Here is a 10774-nt window from a genome sequence, read left to right on the forward strand (position 1 = left end):
ATGGTCTCTTCCGGGAAGCTCGAACCAAAATCCCGATCAGGATCGGGACTCGGAAGAAGCGTGTCAAACGTCGGTTTTGTGTCATTCGTCCGAATGCTCGGACATCAGGAGATCGGGAAGCATTTCCAGCGCCAGTGCGCGGGTGATGGCCGTGCCACGCGCAAGCGCCGCATCATCCAGGCGCTCAACAGCAGAAACCAGCGCACTTCCGGTCCGGGGAAGATGACGCCACAACCAGTCCGTCACGGGTTGGGACACCACGAGTTGCCGATGCGCCAGAAGCGAAAGGAGCAGCGTTGCCCGCAGATCATCTTCCGGCTCGCCCGTCGCCGTGGTGGCGGTGGCCCGCAGACGACTGGCGAGATCTGCAAGAGCGAAATGACTACGCGATGGCGGCAGCCGCCCAACCATCAGAACGCGATCACCCTGCGCCAGAGCATCATTCAGAAGATGAAGCAGGGTGGCCTCATCCCCCGGCGAATCGGCGTTATCAATGGCGAGATTACCCTGTACGCGGATGCGCCCCCCTGAAGAGGAGCGGGAAAACAGGCGCGCATCTAGAACGGTTGCGTCATATTCCTGCGCCCAGACAGACAGAAGATGGGTTTTACCCGTGCCCGCAGGCCCCCAGAGCCACAGCCGTCCGTCCGGCCATCCCTTGCGGGACAACCACGCTCTCGCAGCCGCATTGGACGGACTCGTAATGAAACGCTCGGCTGTAAATGCCGCCGGCCTCCTTAAGGGAAAAGCCATCTGCGGGCCGCTATCCCCTGCCGCGGGTACCGTCTGTCCGTCCGGTTTTGTCATGCCAGCCCTTTTTCCGTGTCGTTCCGCTCTCAAATAGCGTTCCGCCCGTGCGCAGGATGCTCTAGAACGGCGTCACGTCAACCAGCGGGAAGCTTTCATGATGACCAATCAGCCCGACACCCCTCAGGGCGCCAGCTATGCACAGGCTGGCGTGGACATTGCCGCAGGCGACGCTCTGGTCGATGCCATCAAGCCGGCAGCCAAAGCAACGAACCGTCCGGGAACAATGGGCGGCCTCGGTGGTTTCGGCGCTTTGTTTGATCTGAAAGCCGCTGGTTTCACGGATCCTGTCCTCGTCAGTTGCACGGATGGCGTCGGCACCAAGCTCATGGTCGCCATCGAGGCCGGCAAGCATGATGAGGTCGGTGTGGATCTCGTAGCCATGTGCGTGAACGATCTGGTCGTACAGGGTGCGACGCCACTGTTTTTCCTCGATTATCTCGCAACCGGCAAGCTGTCCGTTGAAGATGCCGCCACCGTTGTGAAAGGCATTGCACGCGGCTGTGCGGAATCCGGCTGTGCCCTGGTTGGTGGAGAAACGGCAGAAATGCCCGGTATGTACGCACCGGGACATTATGATCTTGCGGGCTTCAGTGTTGGTGCGGCAGAGAGGGATAACCTGCTTCCCGCCGGTATCCGTGAAGGTGACGCGCTGATCGGTCTCCCTTCTTCTGGCGTGCACTCCAACGGCTTTTCGCTGGTTCGCGAGATCGTTCGGCGGTCCGGTCTGGGCTGGAACGCGCCCGCACCTTTTGCAGAAGGGCATACGCTCGCAGAAGCCCTTCTGACACCCACGAAGCTTTATGTGCGTACGGTTCTGGACCTGCACGCCAAGGGTCTGCTGCGTGGATGCGCGCACATTACAGGCGGCGGCCTTCCCGGTAACCTTCCGCGCGTTCTGCCCGAAGGACTTGGCGTTCGCATTGATGGCTCGTCCTGGACCATCCCGTCAGTTTTCCGCTGGATGGCGAAGGTTGGTAACGTAGCGCCTGATGAGATGCTTCGGGTCTTCAACTGCGGCATCGGCATGGTTCTGGTCACCCCTGAGCCAGAGCGAGTTCTGACGGAACTGGAAGCTCGCGGAGAAAGCGCCTTCCTGATTGGTGAAATTGTTCGTTCCGATGAAAATTATGCGCTGACAGCGCCGGTTTCCTTTTCATGATTCAAAAGACGCCAATTGCCGTTCTGATCAGTGGTCGCGGAAGCAATATGCGCGCCCTGATCGAAGCCTGCGAACGGCCTGATTATCCCGCTCGTATCGCGCTAGTTCTGAGTAACCGGCCAGATGCGGTGGGTCTTGAAGTCGCCCGTGCTGCGGGCCTTCAGACCATAGCCATTGACCACAAGCCTTTTGGAAAAGATCGGGAAGCGCACGAACGGAAAGTCGATGCAGCCATTCGTGCTTCCGGCGCTCAGATTGTCTGCCTTGCAGGCTATATGCGTGTTTTGACACCATTTCTGGTCAACTCATGGGAAGGACGGATGCTGAACATTCATCCGAGCCTCCTCCCGGCGTTTCCCGGACTTCATACGCACGAGGCGGCCCTGACGGCGGGTGCCAAAGAACATGGATGCACCGTGCATCTGGTCACGGCCGGAGTGGACGAAGGGCCTATCCTTGGACAGGCTGCCGTACCGGTTCTTGCTGATGATACTCCAGACACGCTGGCGGCTCGCGTTCTGGAACAGGAACACGTGCTTTATCCTTCTATTCTCTCCAAATTTATCAGTGATCAGTAGTTACCATCTATGGGAAGATAAAATTATTATTTCTGCTCCATTTCTCCCATAGTCTTAAAAATATCTTCCACCAAAAGAGATAAATTTACCTTATTTCTTGTTTAGTGAACGTTCCCGATTTTTTTCATGTCGGCTATATAGAATAAAATTGTAACACCCAGAGATATAAGCGTCGTAGTTCCCAAGCAATATCTTCCTGGCTTTCCTAAAGGACGGTTATCATGAGTGATTTGAAAATTGCTGTTCTGATACCTTGTTATAATGAAGAAGTAGCGATCGCTCAGGTTGTTTCAGAATTTAAATCGTACCTACCTGAAGCCCAGATCTACGTTTACGACAACAATTCTTCAGATGGCACTGTTGATTCCGCTCGTCGGGCAGGCGCAATTGTTCGTTCTGAAACAATGCAGGGAAAGGGACATGTTGTAAGGCGCATGTTCTCTGACATTGAAGCTGATTACTACGTATTGGTCGACGGAGATGCGACCTACGAAACTGCTGCAGCGCGACGTATGGTCGAGAGAGCGTCCAGCGAAGGCCTGGATATGGTGAATGGCGTTCGTGTGACGGATCGCACTGCTGCCTATCGTCCAGGCCACGTTCTAGGCAACAAAATGCTGACTGGCCTTGTGATGTCGATCTTTGGACGCCGTACAACAGATCTTTTATCCGGTTATCGGGTATTTTCCAGACGTTTCGTCAAATCATTTCCAGTTATGTCAGCAGGATTTGAGATCGAAACAGAGTTCAGCGTTCATGCATTGGAACTCAATATGCCGATCGCCGAAGAGCCAACCCTCTATGTTGAGCGTCCTGTAGGATCGACGTCAAAATTAAATACATATCAGGATGGATTCCGTATCCTCTTAACCATTCTCATGCTTGTCCAACGAGAAAAGCCTGTTCTTTTTTACTTTTCCTCAGGTCTTGCTCTTTTCGTGGTCGGCCTTCTAGTCGGAGCACCGGTAGTCCTTGAGTATACCCGAACCGGCTTGGTCCCTCGATTACCTTCCGCAGTTCTTGCTACTGGCCTCGTCATCCTCTCAGCGCTTTGTATTCTCTGTGGAATTGTCATGAACGGCATCAAACACGGTCGCCAAGAAATGAAGAGACTATCCTATCTGTCTTATGCAATTAGAATTGAGCAATAATTAATTCGTGCAGCAGACAGGTTTGTATCTTGAGAGAAATTCCAGGAAAATCACATTATGAATTATATTAATAATTTTCTTATATTTCTAAAAAGAAATCTAAGGCCGATTGAGGTAATTTATCTTACCTCAATACTTATTATAGGAATTTTTCTTGTTTACAGAGTTACTCCTGTCAGTGGAATAGACGAAGAATTTCATTTTTATCGTGCTCAGCAAATTTCTCAGGGTGACCTGTTTGCGCAACGCTATCCCAATCATATGTTTGGTGGCGGCCTTGATGCGCACATCCTCACTTGGGTTCATTATTTCAATTCAAATAGAGACCGTCATCAGCCCTCTGAAATGAATGTCGCGGCTCAGATTGCAGAAGATGTCCAAAACGCTCCGAAACATCAGGATGTTGTCGTTTTTCCTTCTACTGCTTCTTATTCTCCAATAATGTATATTCCGTCTGCTACAGGTCTACTCTTGGCAAAATTACTTCACAGTAAAGTAGATACAAAATATTACGCAGGAAGATTGGGAAATCTGATCGGGTATATATTACTACTATCTATTGTTGTAGCAATATTACCCGTAGGTCGACTTTATTTTCTTGCAATAATGTCAACACCAACCGCCCTTCATCTAGCAACGACCTATAGCGCCGATCCAGTAACCAACTTGGGGTCCCTTCTATTCCTTGCCTGCTGCCTGAAAATACGCACAGTTACACCTGAAGAACGAAAAATCTGGCTTCGGCTCATCATTGCACTCTCCGTTCCGCTTGGCCTTTTCAAATTAACATGCAGCCTCCTAAGCTTTGGATGTCTATTAGTTCCAATCAGCTATTTCGAAACGCCTAAGAAATATGCGCGTTTCTGCTTCACAGTTGTAGGGTTAAGTATTCTATCCGCCGTCGTCTGGAATGGAATATATCCTTTTAATCCTGCCCATTACTGGAACACAGGAGGAGACCCAAAGATCCAAATCCACACCATGCTCACTAACCCTTTGTCATTCCTACACGAAATTACTGAAACCTATCGTGTTGGACTACATTGGTGGGGAGAAGATGCATGGGGGCGCTTCGGCGGTGGACCCGCTCCTCTATTCTTTAAGATAGGTGAAAAAACCGGCGTCATCGCAGTTGCTCTGATCGTTTTACTGGCATTCTTTGACAAGAGAGGCGTTTCTGGCCGCTTCCCAGCTATGATTTTAATAGCGCTAGGATTATCTTACTCTCTATTCACGATTTTAGCATTTTATGTAGGCTTTACTCATTTCGGCGAGCCTACGGTCAGCGGTCTTCAGGGGCGTTATTTCTTCCTCAGTGCTGCCACCATTTTAGGAGGCATAACAATGCTGCTCCCTAAAACAAAAAACATTCCAGAAAAATTGAATACAATTTTTCTAGGGCTTTATTTTTTATGTGTAATGCACGTCTGCATTGAGGCCACGGGGATCTACGCACACCTCTGGAACTAATGAAAAATTGGATGGTTTATAAGATTTTTCGCGTTAACGCTTGAGCTATGCTTCCATACTTTTCCGGCTTGGAGTTGGGAAAGTATGGAATGAAACAGCCTGCTTTTTTTGGCCCAGGATTGCCTGCCCCCTGAACGAATATGGATGGTCAGCTTGAGATACTTTCCCAGACTGTGACGTTTTGGGGCTTCTCAGGCGAAGTTAAAGAAGTCTCTGGCGCATTCGAAAGGCGTCAAAAACAGCCTTCCTCTTATCGGCCCTTGTTTCTGATGTACAAAATTTGAAAACAGCAGACAGCACATCGTGTCCCCAAGAGAGGTTCCCGCTGCCATTTGCATGCTTCTTAACTAAATCTCAGAGAAATTGAACACTCAGAACTTTCAAGAGGATTGAATAAGATCAGAAATAAAAATCTTGAGGAATATCCTGATTATTAATAATAACCAACCAGATATATTTTTCTTTAAATAACAAAAAATCAGGAAAGCACGATTAATGTGCTTTCCTGATTTGTAATATCTTCCTTACGGAAGAATTTCCGTCTCAGCGAAGAAGAATGCGATTTCGTTCTTTGCATTCTCAAGGCTGTCGGAGCCGTGTACGGAGTTGGCTTCGATGCTCTCTGCGTACAGCTTGCGAACAGTGCCTTCAGCAGCGTCAGCCGGGTTCGTAGCACCCATGACTTCACGATGCTTGGCAACAGCGTTCTCAGCCTGCAGAACCTGCACGACAACCGGCTCGGCAATCATGGAGGACACGAGGCTGCCGTAGAACGGACGCTCCTTGTGAACAGCGTAGAAGGCACCAGCCTGCTTTTCGGTCAGCTGAATGCGCTTCTGGGCGACGATGCGCAGACCGGCTTCTTCGAACACGGCATTGATCTTGCCGGTCAGGTTACGCTTCGTAGCGTCGGGCTTGATGATTGAAAGCGTGCGCTCGAGAGCCATCTTTCTTCTCCTGTTGGACAAAGGGGTAAATCCCGCCGTTCCACTAGAGCAAATTCATCGTTCCTGATAGGTCTGTCGCGGTTTTTTCACTCTTCCCGACTGATCGAGGCGCCTGTGAGCCTGCTCACCATCACTGACCTGACACTCCGCATCGCTGGCCGCACTCTGCTGGACGGCGCATCGCTGACTGTCGACCCCGGTCGGAAAATCGGCCTTATCGGAAAGAACGGTGCCGGAAAATCAACGCTCCTCGGCGCTATTGCAGGTGATATTGCCCCCGATGGCGGTACGATCACACTCGCCAACCGCGCGACAATGGGGCGCGTGAAGCAGGAAACGCCATCTGGTGAGACATCCCTGATCGATACGGTTCTGGAAGGCGATATCGAGCGCGCAAAGCTCCTTGCCGAAGCAGAAACTGCCACAGATCCTGAGCGAATTGCGGACGTTCATGAACGCCTGATCGCCATTGACGCCTACACAGCCCCTGCCCGTGCTGGCGCCATCCTGTCCGGCCTCGGGTTCGATCAGGACGCTCAGCTCCGCTCTGTTTCGGATTTCTCCGGTGGTTGGCGGATGCGCGTTTCCCTTGCTACAGCGCTATTCCTGAGCCCGGATCTGCTGCTGCTGGATGAACCGACCAACCATCTTGATATCGAAGCCACCCTCTGGCTCGAATCCTGGCTGGCCAAATTCCCTGGTGCAGCCATCATCGTCAGCCATGACCGCTCGCTGCTCGACAACACCGTCGATGCCATTGCTCACCTTGATCACCAGAAGCTCAGCCTGACACCAGGCGGCTACGACAATTTTGTGCGTATCCGCACGGAGCAGGCCCTTCAGCAGAATCGCATGGCAGAGCGCATCGCGACCCAGCGCGCTCACATGCAATCCTTTGTAGATCGCTTTCGTGCCAAAGCCACCAAGGCCAAGCAGGCCCAGGCCCGACTGAAAGCGCTGGAACGCCTGCCCCAGATCGACAGTGTCGTGGAAGATACACCAACGCGCTTTTCCTTCCCGGAGCCGCAGCCCCTGCCGCCACCCATGATCACGCTCGACAATGTCAGCATCGGTTATGACGGCCGCGTGGTTCTCAAGGGGCTGAACCAGCGTCTGGATATGGAAGACCGAATCGCGCTTCTGGGTCAGAACGGGCGTGGCAAATCAACCTTCGCCAAACTCCTGGCGGGTCGGCTTGAGCCAATGGTCGGCTCTTACAACCATTCTTCCAAGCTCAGGATCGGATATTTCGCGCAGCATCAGGCGGATGAACTCGTCCTTTCCGAAACTCCAATCGATCACATGGCACGTGCCATGCCTGATGCTACGCCTGTGGCTGTCCGGTCTCAGTTGGCGCGATTTGGTCTGGACGTGAACCGGGCGGAAACACGCGTTTCGGAACTGTCAGGCGGTGAAAAAGCGCGACTTCTTCTGGCGCTCTCCACTCGTGATGCCCCTCACCTCCTGATCCTCGATGAACCGACCAACCACCTGGATCTGGATGCCCGCGATGCCCTGATCCGTGCCCTCTCAGAATTTGAAGGAGCCGTGATCCTGATCAGTCATGACAGCCATCTGGTTGAATCCGTGGCAGACCGGTTCTGGCTGGTAGAAGACGGTACGATCTCTCCCTTCGAAGGAGATATGGCTGAATATAAGGAGTGGCTGGTCGAGCGCGCCCGGAAGGCCCGTGCCGAAAATACCGAACGCACGAAAAGCGCGAGCCGCTCTTCTTCTCAGGATACTCCACAGCCTTCTGCCAGCCAGAAGAGAGTAGATCGTAAAGAACTGACGCGCGCGTTGGCTCCGCTCAGAAGGAAAATTCGTGATGCAGAGGCAAAACTCGCTCAAATCACGAAAGAAAAAGAAAAAATCGAGGCTAAACTTGCAGATCCCACACTGTATCAGTCGGGGAACCCCGGGGAAATTGCGTCTCTGAACGCACATCTCTCTGCGCTCAACGCAACGCAGGAACAGACCGAAGAGCTATGGCTGGAGGCTCAGGCCGAACTTGAAGACGCATCAGCCTGAAAGCAAAATTTCACAAACAGCGACGTGAAAATTAAGGAGTTTGTTTACTTTTGATCCGTAGATTTCTGTCTGGATCTTAAAACAAGAGGCAACTGGCACTCCCAGGGCTGCCTTCAAGTACAGACAGGATGCCTGCGTGCCTCAGAAAACCTCACACGGCTCTAATGCATCTCGCGTCAGATCCTCAAGGCACTTTTCTTCTCACAGTTCATCCGGCAGTCCTCACACTTCGCCTTCTGCACGCCATAATGGCTACAACCACCACCATACCGCCTCACAGCGCCACCATGACAAGCATCCAGCTGCGTGCTCCCCTTCCAGAAGAGCAAAAGAACCAACACACCCCGCAGCCTCGGAGAATTTCACGGAGGCCTGCTTTCTTCCCGGAAGCCTGATTGCCACACCAGAGGGTGAGCGTCGTGTGGAGTCCCTGGCCATCAATGACCTTGTCCTGACCTCTGAAGGGTTACCGGAGAAACTGGTATGGGTCGGGAAAAGTCAGTGTACCGTTCGACCTGATCTTGCCGACGATCTGGCAGGATGGCCAATCCGTATCCGTACGGGCGCGATCGCCGACCATCTGCCTCATACCGATCTGCTTGTTACAGCTGAGCACTGCATTTTCCTGAATGGTGGACTCATTCCAGCACGAATGCTGGTCAATGGAATTTCCATTATGTGGGATAGAAGCATTCGCTCATACGAGTACTTTCATATTGAAACTGAACCACATGCCCTTATCTCTGCCAACGGACTACTGACTGAAAGTTACTTCGATACGGGTGACAGGAAGGTTTTTCAGCAGGCAGGGCAGATTGCAGCGCTTCGTTCAATTCAGAAAGACTGGGAAAAAGACGCCGCTGCCCCGCTTATGACATCCCGTTCCCAAACGGAGGAAGTTTGGAAAGCCATCGCCGCACGGGCTGGTGTCGAAGGGTTCGAGGCCTGCACGACGACAGATCCTTCGCTGCATCTGATTCTTCCTGACAGCACCCGTCTTTATCCAAGCCGTGAGAGCGGCGGATATGTCATTTTTACGTTGCCTCATGCGGTCAGGAGCCTTCGGCTTGTTTCCCGCGCAGCCCGTCCCTGTGATGTAACAGGGCCTTTCATTGATGACCGACGCACTCTTGGCGTCCTGATCCGGGACATCATTCTTTTTGATGCCTCCAGAACCCGAAAAGTTACTGACCACCTTATGCCCCCGGAACCAACCTCTGGGTGGATGGCTGACGAGCCCCCAGGTCAGGGCTGGACTGATGGAGATGCGGCCCTGCATATCAATACAGAAGGTCCAAGCACCCTGGCGCTCGAAATTATCGGCGGTGGTCCCTACATTCTTTCTGAACCCCGCTCGCAGATCCGCCACACTGCATAACCTCTGGTTTCCCTCCAAAGTAAAACACCCGATTGACCCGCCACCCCGAAGTCCATAAGCCGATGCTGGCTTACAGATTCAGGATGGACCGGCTGATGCCTATTTCGTTTTCCGACACGAAGGACCACGACGAAAAGGAGCCGCGGGCGCGCGAGCTTTCCCGGATCGCAGGGCTGATCCGCATAGCCTTAGCCGTTACGTTAATCCTGCTCGCTGTCTGGCTCATGAAAGACGTACTCGCTGTTGTCTTCGCCTCGGCCTTGATGGCTGTGGTGTTGCACGGTCTGGCCCGGATAGTTCGGCGGCACGTCACATTTATCCCCTATCAGGCCGCTGTGGCACTTGTAACTGTTGTGATCCTCCTGGCCGTAGCCGGCCTGGTATGGAGCAGCGGTCCGGCTATCGGGGACCAGTTCATTCGCCTCAAACAGGCACTTGTCCAGCAGTCCGGAGACCTCAAGTCTCATCTTTCCGGATCCACATTGGGCCAGATGGTTCTTGACCATTTGCCAACTGCTGTAGGCGGCAATGATGCGACCTCCGGCAGCCTAGGCTCACTGGGATCAGGCCTCGCCGGGTCTGTCACGGGCATTCTAAGCAGTGCCTTTGGTGTTCTCGGTACGCTGGCAGTGATCTTGATTGCAGGGCTCTATTTTGCCCTGTCCCCAGCCATTTACATTGATGGTTTTCTGCGCCTCTTCCCGACCCAGCATCGCGGTTCAGCCCGCACGCTACTGATGGCTGCCGGGACCACACTCTGGGCATGGACTGCCGGACAGGCTCTGGACATGCTTGTTGTCGGCATTCTGTCAGGGATTGGTCTTTCGCTAATTGGCGTGCCACTCGCGCTGGCTCTTGGTGTCGTTGCGGGACTCTGCAACTTCATCCCTTATATCGGAGCAATCATGGGTGCCGTTCCGGCAATATTGCTAGGTCTCTCCATGGGGACCAAGGAAGCGCTTTTCGTGGCCATTCTCTATAGCGTTATCCAGTTCTTCGAAGGCAACGTTCTCGCCCCGCTGATTCAGCGTCGTGCTGTGCACATGCCGCCAGCAGTCGCCATCCTGTCCCAGACCGTTTTCAGCTCGATTCTTGGTATTCCAGGGCTGATCCTTGCCTCTCCGATCACGGCAGCCCTTCTCGCAATGGGCGACAAGGCCACGGCTCCTCTTGAAGACGAAGATCAGACCAAGCGGGATGTCGGAGAAATTTTTGAAGACCAGGCTCGCAAAGAGTAAATTTTCCTCTTG

At 52.8% G+C, this 10774-nt stretch carries 9 protein-coding genes; 7 read left to right on the forward strand and 2 right to left on the reverse strand.

Features of this window, described 5'->3' with window-relative positions; all coding sequences use genetic code 11:
* Positions 1–81: 81 nt before the first annotated feature.
* On the reverse strand, positions 82–807 hold the full coding sequence (locus B7444_RS04180; protein WP_035730068.1) for a DnaA/Hda family protein: 726 nt from the start codon (positions 805–807) through the stop codon (positions 82–84).
* A 100-nt stretch (positions 808–907) separates the two neighbouring features.
* Between B7444_RS04180 and purM the strand changes: the two genes are divergently transcribed.
* The 4 genes from purM (at position 908) to B7444_RS04200 (ending at position 5168) form a co-directional block, all read left to right on the forward strand.
* Positions 908–1969, forward strand: coding sequence for a phosphoribosylformylglycinamidine cyclo-ligase (purM, locus tag B7444_RS04185; RefSeq protein ID WP_035730078.1), 1062 nt, complete (start codon positions 908–910; stop codon positions 1967–1969).
* Positions 1966–2547 carry a phosphoribosylglycinamide formyltransferase gene (gene purN, locus B7444_RS04190; protein WP_007282330.1) on the forward strand — a complete coding sequence of 194 codons (582 nt, stop codon included), beginning with the start codon at positions 1966–1968 and terminating at the stop codon, positions 2545–2547. Before purM ends, purN begins: the two co-directional genes overlap by 4 nt.
* A 221-nt stretch (positions 2548–2768) precedes the next feature.
* Positions 2769–3698, forward strand: coding sequence for a glycosyltransferase family 2 protein (locus B7444_RS04195; protein WP_007282331.1), 930 nt, complete (start codon positions 2769–2771; stop codon positions 3696–3698).
* A gap of 57 nt (positions 3699–3755) precedes the next feature.
* The gene (locus B7444_RS04200) at positions 3756–5168 is read left to right on the forward strand and encodes a DUF2142 domain-containing protein (protein WP_007282332.1); all 1413 of its coding nucleotides are present in this window, start codon (positions 3756–3758) and stop codon (positions 5166–5168) included.
* Between the two features lie 524 nt (positions 5169–5692).
* On the opposite strand, the gene ndk is transcribed toward B7444_RS04200, so the two are convergent.
* On the reverse strand, positions 5693–6115 hold the full coding sequence (gene ndk, locus B7444_RS04205) for a nucleoside-diphosphate kinase (protein WP_007282334.1): 423 nt from the start codon (positions 6113–6115) through the stop codon (positions 5693–5695).
* A 114-nt stretch (positions 6116–6229) separates the two neighbouring features.
* On the opposite strand from ndk, the gene B7444_RS04210 reads away from it, so the two are divergent.
* From B7444_RS04210 to B7444_RS04220, 3 genes are all read left to right on the forward strand, one after another.
* Positions 6230–8146, forward strand: coding sequence for an ABC-F family ATP-binding cassette domain-containing protein (locus B7444_RS04210; protein ID WP_007282335.1), 1917 nt, complete (start codon positions 6230–6232; stop codon positions 8144–8146).
* 136 nt (positions 8147–8282) lie between these two features.
* Positions 8283–9524: a Hint domain-containing protein gene (locus B7444_RS04215; RefSeq protein ID WP_035730065.1), complete on the forward strand. Its 1242-nt coding sequence runs from the start codon at positions 8283–8285 to the stop codon at positions 9522–9524.
* A gap of 62 nt (positions 9525–9586) precedes the next feature.
* Positions 9587–10762 carry an AI-2E family transporter gene (locus B7444_RS04220; RefSeq protein WP_007282337.1) on the forward strand — a complete coding sequence of 392 codons (1176 nt, stop codon included), beginning with the start codon at positions 9587–9589 and terminating at the stop codon, positions 10760–10762.
* Positions 10763–10774: the final 12 nt, after the last annotated feature.

This window comes from Gluconobacter thailandicus F149-1 = NBRC 100600 (genome assembly GCF_000964465.1).
Taxonomy (GTDB): domain Bacteria; phylum Pseudomonadota; class Alphaproteobacteria; order Acetobacterales; family Acetobacteraceae; genus Gluconobacter; species Gluconobacter thailandicus.

What these genes read in the sequence shown, in the direction of transcription:
- purN (WP_007282330.1), top strand. Translation starts at nt 1,966, where the DNA reads ATGATTCAAAAGACGCCAATTGCCGTTCTGATCAGTGGTCGCGGAAGC.
- B7444_RS04180 (WP_035730068.1), bottom strand. Translation starts at nt 807, where the DNA reads ATGACAAAACCGGACGGACAGACGGTACCCGCGGCAGGGGATAGCGGC.
- B7444_RS04200 (WP_007282332.1), top strand. Translation starts at nt 3,756, where the DNA reads ATGAATTATATTAATAATTTTCTTATATTTCTAAAAAGAAATCTAAGG.
- B7444_RS04195 (WP_007282331.1), top strand. Translation starts at nt 2,769, where the DNA reads ATGAGTGATTTGAAAATTGCTGTTCTGATACCTTGTTATAATGAAGAA.
- purM (WP_035730078.1), top strand. Translation starts at nt 908, where the DNA reads ATGACCAATCAGCCCGACACCCCTCAGGGCGCCAGCTATGCACAGGCT.
- B7444_RS04220 (WP_007282337.1), top strand. Translation starts at nt 9,587, where the DNA reads ATGCTGGCTTACAGATTCAGGATGGACCGGCTGATGCCTATTTCGTTT.
- ndk (WP_007282334.1), bottom strand. Translation starts at nt 6,115, where the DNA reads ATGGCTCTCGAGCGCACGCTTTCAATCATCAAGCCCGACGCTACGAAG.